This is a genomic window from Pseudomonas sp. UMAB-08 (assembly GCF_900095225.1).
In the GTDB taxonomy this organism is placed as follows: domain Bacteria; phylum Pseudomonadota; class Gammaproteobacteria; order Pseudomonadales; family Pseudomonadaceae; genus Aquipseudomonas.
Map to the genome: position 1 here is coordinate 70,225 of NZ_LT607425.1, position 19,290 is coordinate 89,514.

The window sequence follows — 19,290 nt, forward strand, 5'->3', positions numbered from 1 at the left end:
ATTACTGCCCCAATTTGCGTGGTTGCCAGTCCTTGATCACCAGCGTGACGTCAAGGTCCTGACCATGCAGCTTGATGCGCTCAGGCAGCCAATAGCCGTTCTGTTGCGTGTAGCTCAGGTATTCGACTTGCCAATCGTCCTGCTCGAGGCTGGCAAGGCGACTATCGCCATCCAGGTTCAAGCGACTCTTGCTGCCGGGAGCGGGTAGGCCGCGTACCCACCAGACAAGATGCGACACCGGCAACTTCCAGCCCAGTTGTTGCTGGAGCAGGTCTTCGGGGTTGGCAGCTTCGTAGCGGCCCTGATTGGCCACTTCCAGGGCCACGCTACCCGGTCGCCCGGTCAAACGTGCTGCACCGCGTCCCAGAGGGCCTGAGAGGCGGATATCGTAGTAGTCCTGACGTTGCAGCCAGAACAAGGTGCCGCTGCCCGAATCCTTCGGGGCGCGAATACCGACCTTGCCGCTGATTTGCCACCCGTCGAGGCTGCTCAGTTGCGCTTTGTGTTCGCGCCATTGCGCGGGGTTGCCTTGGCCCTGCAGGGCTTCGCGGGAGGTAAAACCGGCGCAACCGGTGAGCAGGGCGATCAGGCTGAAAACGATAACGTGGCGCAAAAACATAAAATTAGAGAGTCTCAGATCCGGTCAGGCGCCGCAGAGTGCTGCGCAAAATAGGGCTATCAGGTTGTTGCTCGAGGGCTTTGCTCCAGACTTTCCGGGCTTCGCGCTGCTTGCCGTTGGCCCACAGTACTTCGCCCAGGTGAGCGGCGACTTCGTGGTCCGGGAAGCGTTCCAGCGCCTGACGCAGCAGGCGTTCGGCTTCATCGAGGTTGCCCAGGCGGTAATTTACCCACCCCAGACTGTCGAGTACGGCCGGGTCTTCCGGGTTCAGTGTGTGCGCTCGTTCGATCAGTGCCTTGGCTTCGGCGTAGCGCGTCGTGCGGTCTGACAGGGTGTAGCCCAAGGCATTCAAGGCCATGGCGTTGTCAGGCTCGCGCTTGATAATCGCGCGCAGGTCTTTTTCCATTTGCGACAGGTCGTCGCGTTTTTCCGCGAGCATGGCCCGGGTATACAGCAGGTTCAAATCGTCGGGATACTGCTTCAACGCCTGTCCCAGCACTTGCCAGGCTCGATCACTCTGGTTGTTGTTTGCCAGGGTTTCGGCTTCGATCAGGTACAGCTGAATCGCATAGTCGGGCTGCGCTTCGCGTGCAGTAGCCAGGCGTTTCGAGGCTTCGGCCACGCTGCCGTTGCTCATCAGTATGTCGCTTTGGCGCAGTTGCGCCGGCAGGTAGTCATTGCCGGGGCCGACCTGGGCATATTCGGCCAGGGCGTTTTGCGGATCGTTGCGCTCTTCGTAGACACGGCCGAGGTTCAGGTGCGCCGAATCAACGTGGCTGCCGCGAGCGATCAGGTCTTCCAGGTAGCCGACGGCTTCATCCCAGGCTTTGGCCTCAAGGCAAACCAGCGCCAGCGAATAACGCAACTCGTCGTCATCCGGGAACTGTTGCACCAGGCTGGAGAACTCGACTTTGGCGTCGTCCATGCGGTTCTGTTCGACCAGCATGCGGGCATAGGTCAGGCGCAGGCGTTTGTCGTCCGGGTATTGGCGAATGCTTTTTTCCAGGATCGGCAAGGCCTCTTTGCCTCGGTCCATGCCCTGCAGGAGGCGGGCGCGCAGCAGGATAGGGGTCACGTCGCCATCGTTGGCCGGATTGTCTTCCAGCAGTTTCAGGGCGCCTTGGGCATCACCGTTCTGCTGGAGGAGCAAGGCTTTGCCGAAGATCAGCTGGCCGTTTTTCGGGTATTTCTTGAGCAGGCGATCAAAGCTGGTCAGCAGACCGTTGCGGGTACCTGCATCGGTTTCGGCGGCAGACAGCGCCAAAAAGTCAAAATGCGTATCGCCCTGTCCTTGCAGGACCTTCTCCATGTACGCCATGGAGTCGTCGTAACGTCCTGCACGGGCCAATTGAATCGCCGCCGCGCGTTGTGCTTCAAGATTGGTCGGGTCGTTTTTCGCCCAGATCAGCGAGGTATCCAGCGCTGCCTGATCGGCGCCCACGTACTCGGCAATGTGGAAAGCGCGTTCGGAAATCCCCGGATCCTGAGTATTGATCGCTTGGGTGACGTAGTTATCCAGCGCGATGTCGAATCGGTTGCGCTGACCCGCCAGCTCCGCACTCAACAGGCTGAACACTGTGTCTTCGGTGAACGAGCTATAAACCTGCGGTTTCGGGGCAGGTGCGGGCGTCGTGTCTGCGGCCGGCGGCGTAGCATCCGGTGAAACGGGGGCTATAGCCTGGCAACCATTCAGAAAGACAAAGGCGAGAAATAACGCGGAGGATCTATTCATATATAGGGAGAGGGCGACTTACCTGCGGTCGGATCATCATGACACAAGCCTAGGAGCAAACCCACAGCCCATGCGAAAACTACTCAGTTGGCCTTCTTTGGGGTCAAAACACGCCCGATAAACGGCTTCAACTGAGTCGCTCAATTCGGACAATATTCTGCGGTGGTTGTTCTCACTCTGGCGAAGTAGGACAATTGCCGGCTTCACGTCACCATCAGCGACCTTGAATGGCCTTCCTTGCACTTGGTATTAACCATAAGACTGCGTCAGTAGACGTCCGCGAGCGCGTGGCATTTACGCCTGAGCAGTTGGTTGAGGCCTTGCAGCAGCTCTGCCGTCTAACCGACAGCCGCGAAGCTGCGATCCTCTCGACTTGTAACCGTAGCGAACTGTACATCGAACAGGACCACCTGGCGTCCGATGCCATACTGCGCTGGCTGGCCGATTATCATCACCTGAGCCTGGACGAACTGCGCGCCAGTGCTTACGTGCATGAAGATGAGGCGGCCGTTCGTCACATGATGCGGGTCGCCTCAGGGCTTGACTCGCTGGTGCTTGGCGAGCCACAGATTCTCGGCCAGATGAAGTCTGCGTACGCCGTTGCGCGGGAAGCAGGGACCATTGGCCCGCTGCTGGGCCGGTTGTTCCAGGCCACCTTCAACGCTGCCAAGCAGGTGCGCACCGATACCGCCATCGGTGAAAACCCGGTGTCGGTGGCGTTTGCTGCCGTCAGCCTGGCCAAGCAGATTTTCAGTGATTTGCAGCGCAGCCAGGCATTGTTGATTGGCGCGGGCGAAACCATCACGCTGGTTGCCCGGCATCTGCATGATCTGGGCGTGAGGCGTATCGTGGTGGCCAACCGTACTCTTGAGCGGGCCAGTATTCTGGCTGCGGAGTTCGGTGCCCACGCGGTTTTACTGTCCGATATTCCGGCTGAGCTGGTCAAAAGCGACATCGTGATCAGTTCCACCGCCAGTCAGTTGCCGATCCTGGGCAAGGGCGCGGTGGAAAGCGCCTTGAAGCTGCGCAAGCACAAACCGATCTTCATGGTCGATATTGCGGTGCCTCGCGATATCGAGCCGGAAGTCGGCGAGCTGGACGACGTTTACCTCTACAGCGTCGATGACCTGCACGAAGTGGTCGCCGAAAACCTCAAGAGTCGCCAGGGCGCTGCGCAAGCGGCTGAAGAACTGGTGAGTCTGGGTGCCGATGAGTTCATGTTGCGCCTGCGAGAGCTGGCGGCAGTGGATGTGCTTAAGGCCTATCGTCAACAAAGCGAGCGCCTGCGTGACGATGAATTGCTCAAAGCCCAACGCATGTTGGCCAACGGCAGCAGCGCCGAAGACGTGCTGGTGCAATTGGCGCGAGGGCTGACCAACAAATTGATGCATGCTCCAAGCGTGCAGTTGAAAAAGCTGTCTGCCGAAGGTCGCCTCGATGCGTTGGCCATGGCCCAAGAACTTTTTGCCCTCGGTGAGGGCTCGACGGATAAACCCCCGCAATGAAAGCTTCACTGCTCAATAAGCTGGACATCCTCAATGATCGTTTTGAGGAACTGACCGCACTGCTGGGTGATGCCGAAGTCATTTCCGAGCAAACCAGGTTTCGCGCCTATTCCCGGGAGTACGCCGAAGTAGAGCCTATTGTGGTGACCTACAACCAGTTGCTCAAAGTGCAGGGCGATCTGGAAGGTGCACAGGCGCTGCTCAAGGACAGTGACCCGGACATGCGTGAAATGGCCGTCGAGGAAGTCCGCGAAGCCAAGGAACAACTGATCGAGCTGGAACGTCAACTGCAACGCATGCTGTTGCCCAAGGACCCGAACGACGGGCGCAATGTGTTCCTCGAAATTCGTGCGGGAACCGGTGGTGACGAGGCCGCTATTTTCTCCGGCGACCTGTTTCGCATGTACTCACGCTACGCTGAACGTCGCGGCTGGCGCGTGGAAATTCTGTCGGAAAACGAAGGCGAGCATGGCGGCTATAAAGAAGTCATTGCGCGCGTCGAAGGCGATCACGTCTACGGCAAATTGAAATTCGAGTCCGGTGCCCATCGCGTGCAGCGCGTCCCGGAAACCGAATCCCAAGGGCGTATTCATACGTCTGCCTGCACCGTGGCGGTATTGCCTGAGCCCGATGAGCAACAAGTCATCGAGATCAACTCATCCGATTTGCGTGTCGACACGTACAAGTCCTCCGGCGCCGGTGGTCAGCACGTGAACAAGACCGACTCGGCGGTGCGCATTACTCACCTTCCGACCGGCATCGTTGTCGAATGCCAGGAAGAGCGGTCCCAGCACAAGAACCGGGCCCGGGCGATGTCCTGGCTGTCGGCGAAACTCAACGATCAGCAAACCAGCGCGGCGGCCAATGCCATCGCCAGCGAGCGTAAATTGCTGGTGGGGTCGGGTGATCGCTCCGAACGAATTCGGACCTACAACTTTCCTCAGGGTCGTGTGACGGACCATCGGGTCAACTTGACGCTGTATTCCCTTGATGACGTTATGGCCGGTGGAGTCGATGCAGTGATCGAACCGTTGCTGGCCGAGTTCCAGGCTGATCAACTTGCGGCATTGGGTGAGTAAATGACTATTATCGCCAGCGTGTTAAGAGCCGCCGAGCTACCGGATTCGCCGACCGCGCGCCTGGATGTGGAGTTGTTGTTGGCTGCCGCCCTGGGCAAGCCCCGTAGCTATCTGCACACCTGGCCCGAGCGGATTGTCAGCAGCGAAGCGGCGCAGGTGTTTGCCTCCTATCTGCAACGCCGTCGTGCGGGCGAGCCGGTGGCCTATATTCTGGGCCAGCAAGGGTTCTGGAAGCTGGACCTGGAAGTGGCGCCACACACGCTTATCCCGCGTCCCGACACAGAGCTGTTGGTCGAAGCAGCGCTCGAACTGCATGCGGCAACGCCAGCTCTGGCGCCTGTCACCGTGCTTGATCTGGGCACAGGCACCGGCGCCATTGCCCTGGCGCTGGCCAGTGAACGTCCGGCCTGGAACGTAACGGCTGTAGATCGCATCCTTGAAGCCGTTGCGTTGGCCGAGCGCAATCGTCAGCGCCTGCACCTGAACAACGCCACTGTGTTGAACAGCCATTGGTTCAGCGCACTTGAAGGTCAGCGTTTCGACATGATCATCAGCAACCCTCCTTATATTGCCAGCGCTGATCCGCATCTGGCGGCAGGAGACGTACGTTTCGAACCGAGCAGTGCCTTGGTGGCGGGCGTCGACGGGTTGGACGACCTGCGCGTCATCATTACCCAGGCGCCGCAGTACCTCGATGTTGGCGGTTGGCTGTTGCTTGAACACGGTTACGATCAAGCCGCCGCCGTGCGCGACCTGATGGCAAACCAAGGCTTTGAACGTGTGCACAGCCGCAAGGATTTGGGCGGCCACGAGCGTATTACTCTTGGGCGCCTCCCGTGCTGACCGACCAGGAACTGTTGCGCTACAGTCGGCAGATTCTGTTGCAGCACGTGGATATCGACGGTCAGTTGCGCCTCAAACACAGCCGGGCGTTGATTGTCGGCCTCGGCGGCCTGGGTTCTCCTGTGGCTCTGTATCTGGCTGCTGCCGGTGTCGGCGAGTTGCATCTGGCCGACTTCGACACCGTGGACCTGACCAATCTGCAACGGCAGATCATCCATGACAGCCACAGCGTCGGGCAGAGCAAGGTCGATTCGGCCATTGAACGCCTGACCGCGATCAATCCCGAGGTGAAACTGATCGCTCATCGCAGCGCACTGGATGCCGACAGCCTGGCTGCTGCGGTAGCCGATGTTGACGTCGTACTCGATTGCTCTGACAACTTTTCCACCCGCGAAGCGGTAAATGCGGCGTGTGTCGCGGCGCGTAAGCCGCTGGTCAGTGGTGCAGCGATTCGCCTGGAAGGGCAATTGTCGGTGTTCGATCCACGGCGCAATGACAGCCCGTGTTATCACTGCCTGTACGGGCATGGCAGCGAAGCTGAACTGACGTGCAGCGAAGCCGGTGTCCTCGGGCCCTTGGTGGGTCTGGTCGGCAGCCTGCAAGCACTCGAAGCACTGAAGCTGTTGGCGGGGTTTGGCGAGCCGTTAGTGGGGCGTTTGCTATTGATCGACGCGTTGACCAGTCGCTTTCGCGAGTTGAGGGTCAAGCGCGATCCAGCCTGCAGTGTGTGCGGTCTTGCCCATGACTAACACCCATGAAGCGCCGATTGGGGTCTTTGATTCCGGAGTGGGCGGTTTATCGGTGCTGGGTGAGATTCGCAGCCTGTTACCCAACGAGTCCCTGCTGTATGTGGCCGATTGCGGCAACGTTCCTTATGGCGAGAAAACCCCCGAGTTCATTCGCCAACGCTGTGCGGTGATTGCCGATTTTTTCCAGAAGCAGGGCGCCAAAGCACTGGTGCTGGCCTGCAATACCGCGACGGTGGCAGGCGTTGCTGATTTACGCGAACGCTATCCTGACTGGCCTATCGTCGGCATGGAGCCTGCCGTCAAACCGGCAGCAGCGGCCACCCGCAGCGGTGTGGTGGGCGTGCTGGCGACCACAGGTACCTTGCAGAGCGCCAAGTTTGCGGCCTTGCTCGACCGGTTTGCACTCGATGTGCGGGTCGTCACCCAGCCGTGTCCTGGTTTGGTCGAGCTGATCGAAACCGGCGATCTGGTCAGCCCGACGATCAGCAGCTTGTTGCGCAGCTATGTCGAGCCTTTACTGGCTGCGGGCTGCGACACCATTATTCTCGGCTGTACGCACTATCCTTTCCTGAAACCACTGCTGCGCCAAATGGTCCCGGAGTCGATCAGCCTGATCGATACGGGCGGCGCAGTCGCCCGGCAACTTCAGCGGTTATTGACCCAGCGCGAGTTACTGGCGACGGGGCCGGCTCAGGAAACGCAGTTCTGGACCAGTGCAGATCCGGAAAATTTCAGAAAAATCCTACCGTTGCTATGGAAATCATCGGGCTGTGTGCGATTCTTCCCTCAGTAAAAAAAAACACGAAGAGCTCAGTTTTGAGCTGAACTAACGTGTAACGGCGAATGTTTATAACGCGTCGGCGGATAAGTAAAAAATTTCTACAACTGCATTCGAAAATAGGATGTTTCTGATGAAGCGACTGTTTTGTTTGGCTGCGATTGCGGCCGCACTCATGGGGCAAAGTGTTATCGCTGAAGCGGCGGGCGTCGAGTTATCGGTCGGTCAGACCGGCGAGTCGACAATGACCTATCGCTTGGGCTTACAGTTTGATTGGGATAAAAGCTGGTTACAGAGTGACGTGGGTCGCCTGACAGGCTACTGGAGCGGGGGGTACACCTACTGGGCCGGCCGCCACGGCTCCAGTAACAACAGCCTGTCGTTCTCGCCGGTATTGGTTTATGAGTTCGCGGGTCAAAACGTCAAGCCGTACGTGGAAGCAGGTATCGGCGTCGCGGTGTTTTCCGGCACTCGGGTAGAAGATCAGCAGTTGGGCACGTCTTTTCTGTTCGAGGACCGGCTTGGGTTTGGTCTGCGCTTTGCTGGAGGGCATGAGGTCGGGGTTCGTGCGACGCACTATTCCAACGCCGGGCTCAACGACGTCAACTCCGGTGTAGAAAGTTACGCCCTGCACTACACGATGCCCTTCTAACGGCGTGATGCCGTTTCAGAGATACGCCGTGGCAATCCCACGGCGTTCATTCAGGCAATCCGTTTCGCCTGTCTCGAACTCGCGGCAAATCAGCGGGCGTTTTTCATAGATGCTGCACATCATGGTGTTGCGATCCAGCGCCGCGCACCAGCCGTCATCCAGACGCAACATGACCTCGCCGCCCCAATCGTCGGTATCGATGTAACGTTCAGGCACGCCGGTATCGGTGATCAGCATCACTTCCAGCTGGCAGCAACAGGCTGCGCAGGTCGAACACGTGACGGCCGGTTCTGCGTCGATGGGGGTCAATGGAATGTTGGTGGTTGTCATAGGCGCGCAGTGTATGCCAGTGCGCAGCACCCGTGTGAATCCCCTGACAGAACACCGCCTTTTGCACGCCTGCGTGGGACTGCATTTATTCGCGAAGGCTGCGTGTCAGGCGCAGAAAGTGTGCCAGACCTTGCAGCAACGGAAACAAAACGGCCCAGATCAGCCCCAGCAACAACAGGCTGGGCCACACCCCCAATGGCAAATGAACCCCCGCCATCTGCGAACCTGCGCAGTACGACAGCGGTCCGCCGACGGCGCCGAGCAGGCTGGCGCGCCACCAGGGTTTGGCGGTCCAGGCCAGGCAGTGATTGAGCGTGGTCGCCAACACGGCCCATAACAGGATCAACCACAGCGGGATTAACGGCCCGCCACTGTCGAAACCAAATACACCCAGCGCCTGCAAGGCACTGTCGAGCAAGGTGCCGACCAGCGTCACGCTGATCAGCAGTTTACCTTCCGTCTGCCATGAACTTATCCACAGCAGATGCACGCACAACACGCCCGCCGCGATCAGCAACCACAGGCTGTTACCGCCCAGTACGCAGGCGAACCAGCCAATCTGGAACAGCAGCGCGTTGGCCAGCTGTTTACGCATCGAAACGCCCGAGTAACGGTTGCGGCAGCGCGTCGGGTTTGGCCAGCAGTAATTGCGCTGTACCGATGGTCCGTTCAAGGAAGCCACCTTCGCAGTAGCACAGGTAAAACTCCCACAGCCGCAGGAAGTAATCGTCGTAGCCCAACTCCGTCAAGTAGCCGTGGGCGTGACGAAAGTTGTCGTGCCACAGGCGCAGGGTTCGCGCGTAGTGCAGGCCGAAATCCTCCATGTGCAGCATGTTCATGTCGGTGTCACGGCCGACGATCTCCAGCATCCGTTGCACCGACGGTAAAGCGCCGCCGGGGAAAATGTAGCGCTGGATAAAATCGACGCTATTTTTGGCTTGCTCGTAACGTTGCTCGCGGATGGTGATCGCTTGCAGCAGCATCAGCCCATTGTTTTTCAGCAGTTGCGCGCACTGTTTGAAATAGGTGGGTAAAAACCGATGGCCCACCGCTTCGATCATTTCAATGGACACCAGTTTGTCGTATTGGCCGGTCAGGTCGCGGTAGTCCTTGAGCAGCAGGGTCACCTGGTCCTTTAAGCCCATCTTGGCAATGCGCTTCTCGGTGTAAGCGAATTGCTCTTTTGACAGGGTGGTGGTGGTGACTTTACAGCCGTAATATTGCGCCGCATAAATGGCCATGCTGCCCCAGCCCGTGCCGATTTCCAGTAAATGATCGGTGGGTTTGAGGTCGAGTTTCTGACAGATACGCTCCAGTTTGTTCAGTTGCGCCTGTTCCAGGGTGTCATCTGGACTGAGGAACTGCGCCGCGGAATACATCATGGTCGGGTCGAGGAACTGTTCGAACAGCTCATTGCCGAGGTCATAGTGGGCCTCGATGTTTTTCTGCGACCCTTTGCGCGTATTGCGATTGAGCCAATGCAGGGCCTGAATGAAGGGTCGCCCCAGTTTGGCCAGACCACCCTCCATGGCGTCGAGGACTTCCATGTTGCTGACGAAGACCCTGATCACCGTGGTCAGGTCGGGCGTGCTCCAGTAACCGTGGATAAACGCCTCACCCGCGCCGATCGAGCCGTTGCTGGCGATCATGCCCCAGGCGGCTGGGTCGAGAATATGGATCTGCGCTTGCTGTACGGCACCGGTCGCGCCGAATACCTGACGCTCGTCGCCCTCGATGACCACCAGTTGCCCGCGCTGCAATCGGGCAAGCTGGCGCAATACGCCGCGCCGCAGAATACCCGCTGTGAGGCTGTTGGTGCTCAAGCTGGCCGATACGCTACTGCTTTTCATGGCGAGATTCCTTGGGTTGCACGGCGGCAATGCGGTAGGCGCCGTCGGCGGCCTGATGAGAGAAAATCGGCATTCGTTTGATCAGCAGGCGCAACGCTTGCCAATAGATCGCCAGGCAGGTTTTGGCGGTCATCCACGGAAATTCGAGCAAATGACGATGCAGGCTGGCGCGGTTCAGGGCCTGGCGTTGCAGGTTGAGCGTGGCGTCAAACACCTTGAACTCGCCCTGCCAGTCGGCCATGTGCACGCCGAGCTTTTCGGTCGGCGGGCTGAAGCTCATGCGGTATTCCAGATCGCGTGGCAGAAACGGCGAAACGTGGAAGGCCTTGGCCACCGCGAAGTGCTGATGGCCTGTTCCGTTGGCCGGCAGGATGTAGTGATAACGCTCGCGCCACGGCGTATTACTGACCTCGCAGAGGATCGCGGCCAGTCGGCCGTCGCTCTCGTGGCAATAAAAAAAACTCACCGGGTTGAAGGCCAGGCCCCAACTGCGGGCTTGGGTCAGCAGGCAAATCGAGCCTTGGGGTGTGTGGCCCAGGGCGGCACCGACCAGCTCACGCACTGCATCGATCAGGGGCACGCCGCGCCCGGTGTAGGCGTGCAGGTAGTCGCTTTGGCGAAACGAAAACGGCGCAAAACGGCTGCTGCCGGCCAGAGGTGACAGGCCAAGCACTGCGTCTTGTTCGTCCAGGTCCAGATACAGCAGGCCGATCCGATAACGGAAGTCATGGGGTTTGGGCGAAAACCGCCGATGGGCGATCCAGCCGCTGTACAGGGCGCTGTTCACAGCGATTCACCGAAGGCCTGGGCCACTCGCAGGCCACTGACCACGCCATCTTCATGAAAGCCGTTGGCCCAGTAAGCGCCGCAATAATAGGTGTGTTTGTCGCCATGCAGTTCTTCCCAGCGCGCTTGCGCCGCAACGGCGGCCAGGCTGTATTGCGGGTGCGCATAGCGGTAGCGAGCGAGGATCTTGCTCGGGTCGATGGCGGCGGTCTGGTTCAGGCTCACGCAAAACCGGGTGTCGCTGTCGATCCCTTGCAGGATGTTCATGTCGTATGTCACGGCCGCGAGGTGCTGGCCAGCATTGCCCAGGCGGTAGTTCCAGCTGGCCCAGGCCAACGGACGCTTGGGCAACAACTGGATATCGGTGTGCAGCACCACATCATTGTCGGCGTAGGGCAGGGCGCCGAGGATGTCCTGTTCGGCCAGGCTCGGTTGTGCCAGCAGACGCAGGGCTTGATCGCTGTGGCAGGCAAATACCACCTTGTCAAAACGCTCGCTGCCCGCTGCGCTGTGGATCATCACACCTTCGTCATCGCGCTCGACTCGGGTCACAGGGCAGTTGAGGCGAATTTTTTCGCGAAACGAGGCGGTCATGGGTTCGATGTAACGGCTTGATCCGCCTTCGACCACACACCACTGCGGCCGGTTACTGACAGAGAGCAGGCCGTGATTCTTGAAGAACCGAACAAAAAATTGCAGGGGAAACGAGAGCATGTCGGCCAATGACATCGACCAGATCGCAGCCCCCATTGGCACGATGTAATGCTCGGTGAAACGTTGCCCGTAACCCCCGGTTTTCAGGTAGTCGCCGAGAGTTGTATCGGCGGCAATACGCTGGCTGTACAGATCGTTCAGCGCTTCGCGGTTGAAGCGCAGGATGTCGCGCAACATCCCCCAGAACGAGGGCGAACAGAGGTTGCTGCGCTGGGCAAACAGGCTATTGAGGGTATTGCCGTTGTACTCGGTGCCCGAAACAGGGTCGCACACCGAAAAGCTCATTTCCGTGGCCTTGAAGGTCACGCCCAGCGTGGTCAGCAAGCGAATGAAATTCGGGTAGGTCCAGTCGTTGAACACGATGAAGCCGGTATCAATGGCGTGCTGTTGGCCGTTGACGGTCACGTCCACGGTATGGGTGTGGCCACCAATCCAGTCAGCCGCTTCAAACACACTGATCTCATGGTTGCGATTGAGTAAGTACGCGGTGGTCAGCCCCGCGATGCCACTGCCAATGATCGCGACTTTCATGGGGTGTTCCTCTCCGTGCTCGATGAGCGAACCATGCATTTGCCAAGCGCGAGCTGCAGGCGTGTGGGCAGTAGTGCCAGTAGGCGCAGGGTGAAAATGAATGCAGCAGGGAAGGCGATCTCCAAGGGCCGACGCGGGCGTTGAAGGCGCTCGGCAATGTGCCGGGCGGCCTTGTCCACGGGCCAGCGCATGGGCATGGGGAAATCGTTTTGGGCGGTCAGTGGTGTGTCGACAAAGCCTGGGCTGACGAGGGTCACGTCGATGCCTTCGTGGGCCAGGTCAATGCGCAAGGCTTCGAACAGATAACGCAGGCCTGCCTTGGAAGCGCCGTAGGCTTCCGCGCGGGACAGTGCCAGATAGGTCACTGAACTAGAGACGGCCACGAGGTGCGGTTTTCTACCCTCGCGCAGCAGTGGCAGCGCTTCCTGGACGCAGTAACTGCTGGCCAGCAGATTGGTCCGCACCACGCGCTCGATCACGGCGGCATCGAACTGTTTGCAGTCGACATATTCACAGGTGCCAGCATTCAGGATCACGGTATCCACGGAACCCCATACCTGACCAATGCGCTCGCCGATGGCTTTGACCTGTTCGCTGTCGGTGATGTCGCCGGGCGCCAGCAGAACCTGTCGTGGGTAACGTGCATCAAGGGCCTCTAGCGGCCCCAGCGTGCGGGCAGTCAGGGCCAGTCGGTGGCCAGACTTGAGCAGTTCTTCGGCCAGCGCCAGACCGATGCCACTGCTGGCGCCGGTCAGCCAGATACGTCGTGCGTCAGGATGCGTCATACCAGTCTCCTTTTTAGCCAGGCGATGGCTTGTCCCATGACCGGCACGTGCTCATAGAGCAGGGCGCCAGCGTCGAAGAAGTCGCGGTGCTGGTAAACCTTGTCGTGCCACAGCAAGTGTGAGCAGCCCTCAACCCGGATCAGCTGACCGGCATTTAATCGCGGGTGACAAAAACTCATGGTCCAGCGCAGGTAGCCTTTGCCTTCGCCTATTTGATCGAACGCATAGAAATCGAAGCGCAGTTGGTTGACGTTGGTATACAGCTCGCTGAAATACCGACGTACATCCTTGAGGCCATGAACGGCATGCAAGGGGTCGGTAAACACCACGTCGTCGCTGTACAGCTCGCCAAGCCGATCCAGGTTGTGCTTATCCAGTGCGGCAAAGCGCTGGGCAAACTGGCGCAGAAAGTCACTCATAGCCGCCACCCACAGGCTGCCTATGCGGCAGGCCTTTAAAGGCAGCCAGTGCACGCTCGCGGCTTGCTCTCAAATCAACCATGGGTTTCGGATAGTCGCCCACGCCGAACAGACCGCCCATGGTCGCCGGGTTGTGGATATCTTTTTTGTTCAGATTCCCCAGTTCGGGCAGCCAGCGCTTGATGAAGCGACCTTCACCGTCGAATCTCTCCGACTGACTGAGGGGGTTGAAAATCCGGAAATAGGGCGCCGAGTCGGTACCCGTGGACGAACTCCATTGCCAGCCGCCGTTGTTTGCCGCCAGATCACCGTCAATCAAGTGCTGCATGAAAAACCGCTCACCCAGGCGCCAATCGATCAGCAGGTTTTTGGTCAGGAACATGGCGACGACCATCCTTAGCCGGTTGTGCATCCAGCCTGTTTCCAGCAGTTGGCGCATGGCGGCATCAATAATGGGCAGGCCGGTGCGGGCTTCTTGCCACGCCGCCAATTCTTCAGGCGCGTCGCGCCACGGCACTGCTTCGGTTTCCGGGCGAAAGGCGCGGTGCCGGGAAACCCGTGGAGAGCCGACCAAGGTATGTTTGTAAAATTCACGCCAGAGCAGTTCGTTGATCCAGGTGACGCAGCCGACGTTGCCGGTCTCGAATTCGCCGTGGTTGCTCATCAGCGCGGCGTGCAGGCACTGGCGGGGAGATATCACCCCGGCAACAAGGTACGCAGACAGCTGGCTGGTGCCCGGTTTTGCCGGAAAGTCCCGTTCGCTCTGGTAGTAACCGATCTGTTCCTCGGTGAAGGCGTCAAGACGCCGACGCGCCTCGTCTTCTCCTGCGGGCCAAAGCGTGCGCAACGCCTCTGTCGGTGGGGCGAAACCCTCGACATGGTGCGGCACGGCATCACTGTGGATGCTCAGCCTGTGTTGCGCTTCAGGTGCGTGGACCAGGCGCGGCATGGCTTCGTGCAGACGCGAATAGCAGACTCTGCGGAACTGACTGAAGACCTGGAAATAACTACCGGCTTTGGTCAGGACGCTGCCGGGCTTGAACAGCAACTGATCCAGGTAGCGGTAGACATTAATCCCGGCCTGCTCCAGGGCTTCGGTGACGGCGCGATCCCGATTCGTTTCATTGATGCCGTATTCGTCATTGAGGTGCAGGCCCTCGATGGTGTGCTCTTTGCACAGATCGAGCAGCACCTTGGGCGCCTGATCCCAGGTGTCGGCATGGCGGATCAACAGCGGCACATTCAGTGCGCCCAGCGCGTTACCCAGCTCAACCAGGTTGCGCAACCAGAAGTCGACCTTGCAGGCGGCATCGTCATGGGCCTGCCACTGCCCAGGGCTGATCAGGTACACCGCCACCGTCGGGCCGCGCTCCATGGCGGCGGTCAAGGCAGTGTTGTCATGCAGGCGCAGGTCGCTGCGCAGCCAAATCAGTTGCATGGTCGTTCCTTAGATGAGCCCGAGTTGGTGCAGCGCGGCTTGGGCTGACAGGGGATCTTCGGCGAGGGTCAATCCGTCGATCTCAGTGGTAGATACGGACAGCTCGGCAAAGTGGATGCATACCGTGGGTCCGGTCAGCAGCTTGGGGCAGGCGATGTTGCTCAAAAGCTTGGGCAATTGGCTGAGGTTCAGTGCCTTGCTGGAATACAGCAGCAGGGCGCGGGCCTGCAGGTACTCCACCGCGAGCGCCAACTCGCCGTTCGGCAGCGGCCAATCGAAGACCTGCACCGGGCAATCGGCGCTGCTGATCAGCCAGGCAGTCAGCCACAGGTGCGGTTCCAATGGCAGGTCGGACTGATTGACCAGTAACAGAGGAGCGCCGCTGAGTTGGCGGTTGTTGTAGTAGATCCGTGCCCCCAGCTTGCTGCGCAGCCACGAGTAAAAAAACACGCGCTCCAGCTGCGCGCCGAACTGTCCCTGCCAGCGCTGTTCCAGCTCTGCCAGCAACGGCAGCAAAAGCTGCTCGCAAAGGGTGCGAGGCGGGTACAGCGCCATGGCCTGATTGACGGTTTCGTCAACCTTGCGTTCGTCCAGTTGGCTGATCGCCTGCATCAACGCCTGGCGCAACGTGTCCCAGTCGTTTTCAGGGTTGTTCGCGACCGGCTGTTGAGAGTCGAGCAGGTGTTTGACCTGGCTGACCGAGACGCCCCGGTTGAGCCACGTCAGGATCGTCAGGATGCGTTGCACATGCTCGGCCGAATACAGGCGATGGCCTTTGGGCGTGCGCTGTGGCACCACCAGTCCGTAGCGCCGTTCCCATGCGCGCAGGGTGACGGCGTTGACCCCGGTTTGCCGGGCGACTTCGCGGATCGGCAACCAGCCCTGTTCCAGCGCCAATGCGTAGGCATCGGGCCCGGATTCCGGGGCATCGTCGAGTGCATCGCAGCTAGAATCGTTCATGGGTTAGATCGCATTTCGCAGGCTGAGATTTTCCGGGTGCGGTTGCAGGTAAATCTGCTGGGCCACGTACGGGTCGGGGTTCTGGCGCAAGTGATGCTTGAGCAAGGTCAAGGGCACCACCAGCGGCACGATGCCTCGGCGGTATTGAGCAATCAGGCGCTGCATTTCCTGGCTGTCCCCAGGACTCATGGTTTTTTTGAAATAGCCGTTGAGGTGCTGCAAGACATTGGTGTGGGTGCCACGGGTGGCGCATTTTTTCAGCGCGCTCATCAACGCGCTGAAGTAGCGCGGGCCGACTTCATTCGGATCGGCTTTGGCCATGGAACCGAGCATTTTCCCCAACACCCTGTACTGCGCCGGGTGGTTGGCCATCAGTTGGTATTTGTAGCGCGAGTGGAATTCGGTCAGCCCGCGACGGGTCAGTCCGTTGCGCAGCAAGGCTTGCCAGTCGGCGTAGGCAAACACGCGGGTGATGAAGTTTTCTCGCAGCACCGGGTCATTGAGGCGACCGTCTTCTTCCACCGGCAGATTCGGGTGCCGAGCGCAAAAAGCCTGGGCATAAATCCCACGACCGCCGTCCGTTGCCGGTACGCCGTTGTCCTGGTAGACCTTGACCCGCTCCAGACCGCATGAGGGGGACTTTTGCATAAAGATGTAGCCGCAGATGTCGTCCATTTCGGTCGCCATGTGCGTGCCGTAATCTGCCAGCGCCTGGGTCACGTTCAATTCGCTGTGCACGCTGCCGACCGCCTGTGGATTAGCGGGGTCACCGATCAGGCGAATGGCTTCGCGGGGAATGCCCATGCCGATGGCCACTTCCGGGCAGGCCGGTACGAAGTCGAAATGCTCATTCAGGCTGCGGGTACACAGGTGCGACTCTTTGTGGCCGCCGTTAAAACGCACTTCGACGCCCATCAGGCAGGCGCTGACGCCGAGCTTCGGTTTGTGGATGGCGGGGGTGCTGGTCATAACGAACCTCTGAGCTGGACTTGTACAGATACTGTTTTCTGTACAACTTAGGTCCATCATAGGTTCGCGCTTGTACAAGTCAAATTATTTGTACAGGAATTGTCACGGATTGGCAGAAAGAGGGCTTCCGTGACGAGGTCAGGTAAGGGTTAGGAGAGGTGTTCGGCGCGACGCTATTTCCAGCCGAGACACCAGGCTTCAGTGTTTTGCAGGGTTTGCCAGGGAAAGCGTTCACTGCGCTGGGTGAGCACGGCTTGTAATTCGATATCCAGGACGTTGCCTTCTTCGTCGCAGAACAGTTCGGTGACCAGAAAATGCTTTTCACGGTGTTGAGGATGGGCTGCTGTCCACTTGGACAGCAGCAATTTACGCGGATTGAAGCGGTTCATTCCAGATGCTCGATCAGTCGGCGCGCAGCCTCTTGACCGCTGAGCCATGCACCTTCGACACGGCCTGACAGGCACCAGTCGCCACACACATACAAGCCCAGATCCGAGTCGGACAATGCGCCCCATTCGTGGGCGGTTGCCGGGCGTGCGTACAGCCAGCGGTGTGCCAGCGTGAACGCGGGGGCGGGCATGGCGCAGCCGACCAGTTCAGCGAAAGCTCCGTGCAATTGTTCGATCACGGCTTCCTTGGGCATGTCCAGGTGCTGCTTGCTCCAGGCGCTGGTGGCATGCAAAACCCAGGTGTCGAGTGCGCTGTCACGTCCCGGTTTGCTACGGTTGCGGGCCAGCCAGTCAAGCGCGCTGTCCTGCACGAAGCAGCCCTCCATCGGGGTTTGCAGGGGGGTGTCGAACGCCAGTGCCACGGCCCAGGTCGGCTCCATCTGCACACCGGCAGCGACGCCAGCGAGTTTCGGCGCGGCGGCCAGCAAGGTTGTCGCTTGCGGTGCGGGCGTGGCGATGACCACGTGGCTGAAGGGGCCGTAGGTAATGCCGTCGGCGTCCTGCAGATTCCAGTGTTCTTCGCCGCGAAAGACTTCAGTGATCCGGCAAGAGAAGGTGACCGGCAGATCGCCGCGCATCGCTCGGGTAATCGCGCTCATGCGCGGGGTACCGACCCAGCGCACTTGTTCATCCGGCGACGGACTGAGCTTGCCTGCGTGGTAGTTGTAGAGCAATGGCTTCCATTCAGCGACGTGGCCTTTGGTTTGCCATTGCTGCACCGCGTCGACGAAGCGGCGGTCGCGAGCAGTGAAATACTGCGCGCCCAGATCCAGAGAGCCTGCATCGCTGCGCTTGCTGGACATTCGGCCGCCACTGCCGTGGCTTTTATCGAAAAGATGAACCGCATGCCCGGCGGCGTGCAGGGCTTGGGCGGCGGAGAGTCCGGCGATGCCGGTGCCGATGATTGCGATGGGTACAGTCATAGGGGCCTCGTTTACCTTGTCCGTACAGACTACGCCGTAGTTAAAACCTGTACAATATTGTTTTTTGGTATAACTTGCTGCCTCATGCTGATCGTACGGCTCGACAGCTTGAGTCTGGCGCCCTGATGGGTTCTTTCAACTACCCGAACGGGTCATGCAGCGTCACCGCTTTCAGGGGTAGCCTATTGTTAGGTCAACGGCGGCGAGTAAAAGCGCCGGGCTGTAATTAATAGACTAACGATTTGCGACGAACGCCACGCGAGGGAGATGTCATGCACATATTGCTGACCGGCGGTACTGGTTTGATAGGACGTCAACTCTGCAAGCACTGGCGGGCTCAAGGTCATCAGCTCACCGTCTGGAGTCGAAGGCCTGGAGAGGTCGGTAAACTCTGCGGCGATTCGGTCCGCGGCATTGCGCGTCTTGACGAGTTGGGGGCCGAACCGGTTGATGCGGTGATCAATCTGGCAGGCGAGCCGATTGCCGACAGGCCCTGGACCCGCAAGCGCAAGTTACTGCTGTTGAGCAGTCGCATCGGCCTCACCGAACAGCTGCTCGCGTGGCTGGAGCGGCGTGAACAAAAACCTCAGGTGTTGATTTCTGGCTCGGCGGTGGGTTGGTATGGCGATGGTGGCGAGCGTGAGCTGGACGAAGACGCGCAGCCAGTCATCCGCGATTTTGCCAGCCAGTTGTGCGAAAGCTGGGAAGAGACCGCGCAACGTGCGGAGGAGTTGGGCATCCGTGTGGTGATTGTGCGCACGGGGTTGGTGTTGGCCAATCCTGGTGGCTTTTTGCAGCGCCTGTTGCTGCCGTTCAAACTCGGTCTGGGCGGCCCCATCGGCAATGGCCGGCAATGGATGTCGTGGATTCATTTGCGCGATCAAGTTGCGCTGATTGATTTTCTGTTGAACCAGCCTGACGCCCGAGGTCCTTATAATGCCTGCGCGCCACACCCTGTGCGTAATCGCGAATTCGCCAAGACGCTGGCTGACGTGCTGCACCGTCCAGCGTTCATGCCATTGCCGGCCCCTGTGTTGCGCGTGCTGATGGGCGAAATGTCCGAGATGTTGCTGGGTGGTCAGCGCGCGCAACCAGGTCGATTGCAAGCGGCAGGTTTCACTTTCCAATTCACTGATCTGCACGCGGCCCTGGATAATTTACTGGGTCGCCACTGAAATA

21 protein-coding genes are annotated in these 19,290 nt (G+C 59.4%); 7 read left to right on the forward strand and 14 right to left on the reverse strand.

Annotated features, from left to right (window positions below):
• Nucleotide 1 precedes the first annotated feature (1 nt).
• Nucleotides 2-619, reverse strand: coding sequence for a lipoprotein insertase outer membrane protein LolB (gene lolB / locus K0F75_RS18870; RefSeq protein WP_219063479.1), 618 nt, complete (start codon nt 617-619; stop codon nt 2-4).
• Between the two features lie 4 nt (nt 620-623).
• Complete coding sequence (locus K0F75_RS18875; protein WP_219063480.1) at nt 624-2,351, reverse strand: tetratricopeptide repeat protein; 1,728 nt, start codon at nt 2,349-2,351, stop codon at nt 624-626.
• Between the two features lie 227 nt (nt 2,352-2,578).
• Here K0F75_RS18875 and hemA point away from each other — a divergent pair, with 227 nt between their 5' ends.
• From hemA to K0F75_RS18905, 6 genes are all read left to right on the forward strand, one after another.
• Entirely contained in the window at nt 2,579-3,856 is a 1,278-nt protein-coding gene (hemA, locus tag K0F75_RS18880; RefSeq protein WP_219063481.1) for a glutamyl-tRNA reductase, read from the forward strand.
• Entirely contained in the window at nt 3,853-4,935 is a 1,083-nt protein-coding gene (gene prfA, locus K0F75_RS18885) for a peptide chain release factor 1 (protein ID WP_219063482.1), read from the forward strand. Before hemA ends, prfA begins: the two co-directional genes overlap by 4 nt.
• Nucleotides 4,936-5,778 (forward strand): peptide chain release factor N(5)-glutamine methyltransferase, encoded by an 843-nt coding sequence (gene prmC, locus K0F75_RS18890; RefSeq protein WP_219063483.1) that lies wholly within the window; start codon nt 4,936-4,938, stop codon nt 5,776-5,778.
• Complete coding sequence (locus K0F75_RS18895) at nt 5,772-6,527, forward strand: molybdopterin-synthase adenylyltransferase MoeB (RefSeq protein ID WP_219063484.1); 756 nt, start codon at nt 5,772-5,774, stop codon at nt 6,525-6,527. Before prmC ends, K0F75_RS18895 begins: the two co-directional genes overlap by 7 nt.
• Nucleotides 6,520-7,320 carry a glutamate racemase gene (gene murI, locus K0F75_RS18900; RefSeq protein WP_219063485.1) on the forward strand — a complete coding sequence of 267 codons (801 nt, stop codon included), beginning with the start codon at nt 6,520-6,522 and terminating at the stop codon, nt 7,318-7,320. Before K0F75_RS18895 ends, murI begins: the two co-directional genes overlap by 8 nt.
• Before the next feature lie 118 nt (nt 7,321-7,438).
• Nucleotides 7,439-7,957 (forward strand): acyloxyacyl hydrolase, encoded by a 519-nt coding sequence (locus K0F75_RS18905; RefSeq protein WP_219063486.1) that lies wholly within the window; start codon nt 7,439-7,441, stop codon nt 7,955-7,957.
• 15 nt (nt 7,958-7,972) lie between these two features.
• Here the strand turns inward: K0F75_RS18905 and K0F75_RS18910 are convergent, their stop codons facing one another.
• The 12 genes from K0F75_RS18910 to K0F75_RS18965 form a co-directional block, all read right to left on the reverse strand.
• Nucleotides 7,973-8,287 carry a YkgJ family cysteine cluster protein gene (locus K0F75_RS18910; RefSeq protein WP_219063487.1) on the reverse strand — a complete coding sequence of 105 codons (315 nt, stop codon included), beginning with the start codon at nt 8,285-8,287 and terminating at the stop codon, nt 7,973-7,975.
• A gap of 85 nt (nt 8,288-8,372) precedes the next feature.
• Nucleotides 8,373-8,882 (reverse strand): DUF2878 domain-containing protein, encoded by a 510-nt coding sequence (locus K0F75_RS18915; protein ID WP_219063488.1) that lies wholly within the window; start codon nt 8,880-8,882, stop codon nt 8,373-8,375.
• Nucleotides 8,875-10,137, reverse strand: a complete 1,263-nt coding sequence (locus K0F75_RS18920; protein ID WP_219063489.1) for a cyclopropane-fatty-acyl-phospholipid synthase family protein — start codon at nt 10,135-10,137, stop codon at nt 8,875-8,877. Before K0F75_RS18920 ends, K0F75_RS18915 begins: the two co-directional genes overlap by 8 nt.
• Nucleotides 10,124-10,924: a DUF1365 domain-containing protein gene (locus tag K0F75_RS18925; RefSeq protein WP_219063490.1), complete on the reverse strand. Its 801-nt coding sequence runs from the start codon at nt 10,922-10,924 to the stop codon at nt 10,124-10,126. Before K0F75_RS18925 ends, K0F75_RS18920 begins: the two co-directional genes overlap by 14 nt.
• Entirely contained in the window at nt 10,921-12,168 is a 1,248-nt protein-coding gene (locus K0F75_RS18930; protein WP_219063491.1) for an NAD(P)/FAD-dependent oxidoreductase, read from the reverse strand. Before K0F75_RS18930 ends, K0F75_RS18925 begins: the two co-directional genes overlap by 4 nt.
• Nucleotides 12,165-12,953 carry an SDR family oxidoreductase gene (locus tag K0F75_RS18935; RefSeq protein WP_219063492.1) on the reverse strand — a complete coding sequence of 263 codons (789 nt, stop codon included), beginning with the start codon at nt 12,951-12,953 and terminating at the stop codon, nt 12,165-12,167. The genes K0F75_RS18930 and K0F75_RS18935 overlap by 4 nt, the downstream gene beginning before the upstream one ends.
• Complete coding sequence (locus tag K0F75_RS18940; protein ID WP_219063493.1) at nt 12,950-13,372, reverse strand: nuclear transport factor 2 family protein; 423 nt, start codon at nt 13,370-13,372, stop codon at nt 12,950-12,952. Before K0F75_RS18940 ends, K0F75_RS18935 begins: the two co-directional genes overlap by 4 nt.
• Complete coding sequence (phrB, locus tag K0F75_RS18945) at nt 13,365-14,810, reverse strand: deoxyribodipyrimidine photo-lyase (RefSeq protein WP_219063494.1); 1,446 nt, start codon at nt 14,808-14,810, stop codon at nt 13,365-13,367. Before phrB ends, K0F75_RS18940 begins: the two co-directional genes overlap by 8 nt.
• Nucleotides 14,811-14,819: 9 nt before the next feature.
• Nucleotides 14,820-15,770 carry a MerR family transcriptional regulator gene (locus tag K0F75_RS18950; protein WP_219063495.1) on the reverse strand — a complete coding sequence of 317 codons (951 nt, stop codon included), beginning with the start codon at nt 15,768-15,770 and terminating at the stop codon, nt 14,820-14,822.
• 3 nt (nt 15,771-15,773) lie between these two features.
• Nucleotides 15,774-16,739, reverse strand: a complete 966-nt coding sequence (locus K0F75_RS18955; protein WP_219063496.1) for a DUF523 and DUF1722 domain-containing protein — start codon at nt 16,737-16,739, stop codon at nt 15,774-15,776.
• 173 nt (nt 16,740-16,912) lie between these two features.
• Nucleotides 16,913-17,128 carry a TIGR02450 family Trp-rich protein gene (locus K0F75_RS18960; protein WP_219063497.1) on the reverse strand — a complete coding sequence of 72 codons (216 nt, stop codon included), beginning with the start codon at nt 17,126-17,128 and terminating at the stop codon, nt 16,913-16,915.
• Nucleotides 17,125-18,111 carry an NAD(P)/FAD-dependent oxidoreductase gene (locus K0F75_RS18965; protein ID WP_219063498.1) on the reverse strand — a complete coding sequence of 329 codons (987 nt, stop codon included), beginning with the start codon at nt 18,109-18,111 and terminating at the stop codon, nt 17,125-17,127. The genes K0F75_RS18960 and K0F75_RS18965 overlap by 4 nt, the downstream gene beginning before the upstream one ends.
• Before the next feature lie 272 nt (nt 18,112-18,383).
• On the opposite strand from K0F75_RS18965, the gene K0F75_RS18970 reads away from it, so the two are divergent.
• Nucleotides 18,384-19,286, forward strand: coding sequence for a TIGR01777 family oxidoreductase (locus K0F75_RS18970; protein WP_219063499.1), 903 nt, complete (start codon nt 18,384-18,386; stop codon nt 19,284-19,286).
• Nucleotides 19,287-19,290: the final 4 nt, after the last annotated feature.

Bases quoted from the DNA above. Each gene is read 5' to 3' on its own strand.
- K0F75_RS18875 (WP_219063480.1), bottom strand. From the start codon at position 2,351: ATGAATAGATCCTCCGCGTTATTTCTCGCCTTTGTCTTTCTGAATGGT.
- K0F75_RS18910 (WP_219063487.1), bottom strand. From the start codon at position 8,287: ATGACAACCACCAACATTCCATTGACCCCCATCGACGCAGAACCGGCC.
- K0F75_RS18915 (WP_219063488.1), bottom strand. From the start codon at position 8,882: ATGCGTAAACAGCTGGCCAACGCGCTGCTGTTCCAGATTGGCTGGTTC.
- K0F75_RS18955 (WP_219063496.1), bottom strand. From the start codon at position 16,739: ATGACCAGCACCCCCGCCATCCACAAACCGAAGCTCGGCGTCAGCGCC.
- prmC (WP_219063483.1), top strand. From the start codon at position 4,936: ATGACTATTATCGCCAGCGTGTTAAGAGCCGCCGAGCTACCGGATTCG.
- K0F75_RS18960 (WP_219063497.1), bottom strand. From the start codon at position 17,128: ATGAACCGCTTCAATCCGCGTAAATTGCTGCTGTCCAAGTGGACAGCA.
- K0F75_RS18950 (WP_219063495.1), bottom strand. From the start codon at position 15,770: ATGAACGATTCTAGCTGCGATGCACTCGACGATGCCCCGGAATCCGGG.
- murI (WP_219063485.1), top strand. From the start codon at position 6,520: ATGACTAACACCCATGAAGCGCCGATTGGGGTCTTTGATTCCGGAGTG.
- phrB (WP_219063494.1), bottom strand. From the start codon at position 14,810: ATGCAACTGATTTGGCTGCGCAGCGACCTGCGCCTGCATGACAACACT.
- K0F75_RS18920 (WP_219063489.1), bottom strand. From the start codon at position 10,137: ATGAAAAGCAGTAGCGTATCGGCCAGCTTGAGCACCAACAGCCTCACA.
- lolB (WP_219063479.1), bottom strand. From the start codon at position 619: ATGTTTTTGCGCCACGTTATCGTTTTCAGCCTGATCGCCCTGCTCACC.
- K0F75_RS18970 (WP_219063499.1), top strand. From the start codon at position 18,384: ATGCACATATTGCTGACCGGCGGTACTGGTTTGATAGGACGTCAACTC.
- K0F75_RS18935 (WP_219063492.1), bottom strand. From the start codon at position 12,953: ATGACGCATCCTGACGCACGACGTATCTGGCTGACCGGCGCCAGCAGT.
- K0F75_RS18965 (WP_219063498.1), bottom strand. From the start codon at position 18,111: ATGACTGTACCCATCGCAATCATCGGCACCGGCATCGCCGGACTCTCC.
- hemA (WP_219063481.1), top strand. From the start codon at position 2,579: ATGGCCTTCCTTGCACTTGGTATTAACCATAAGACTGCGTCAGTAGAC.
- K0F75_RS18940 (WP_219063493.1), bottom strand. From the start codon at position 13,372: ATGAGTGACTTTCTGCGCCAGTTTGCCCAGCGCTTTGCCGCACTGGAT.
- K0F75_RS18905 (WP_219063486.1), top strand. From the start codon at position 7,439: ATGAAGCGACTGTTTTGTTTGGCTGCGATTGCGGCCGCACTCATGGGG.
- prfA (WP_219063482.1), top strand. From the start codon at position 3,853: ATGAAAGCTTCACTGCTCAATAAGCTGGACATCCTCAATGATCGTTTT.
- K0F75_RS18930 (WP_219063491.1), bottom strand. From the start codon at position 12,168: ATGAAAGTCGCGATCATTGGCAGTGGCATCGCGGGGCTGACCACCGCG.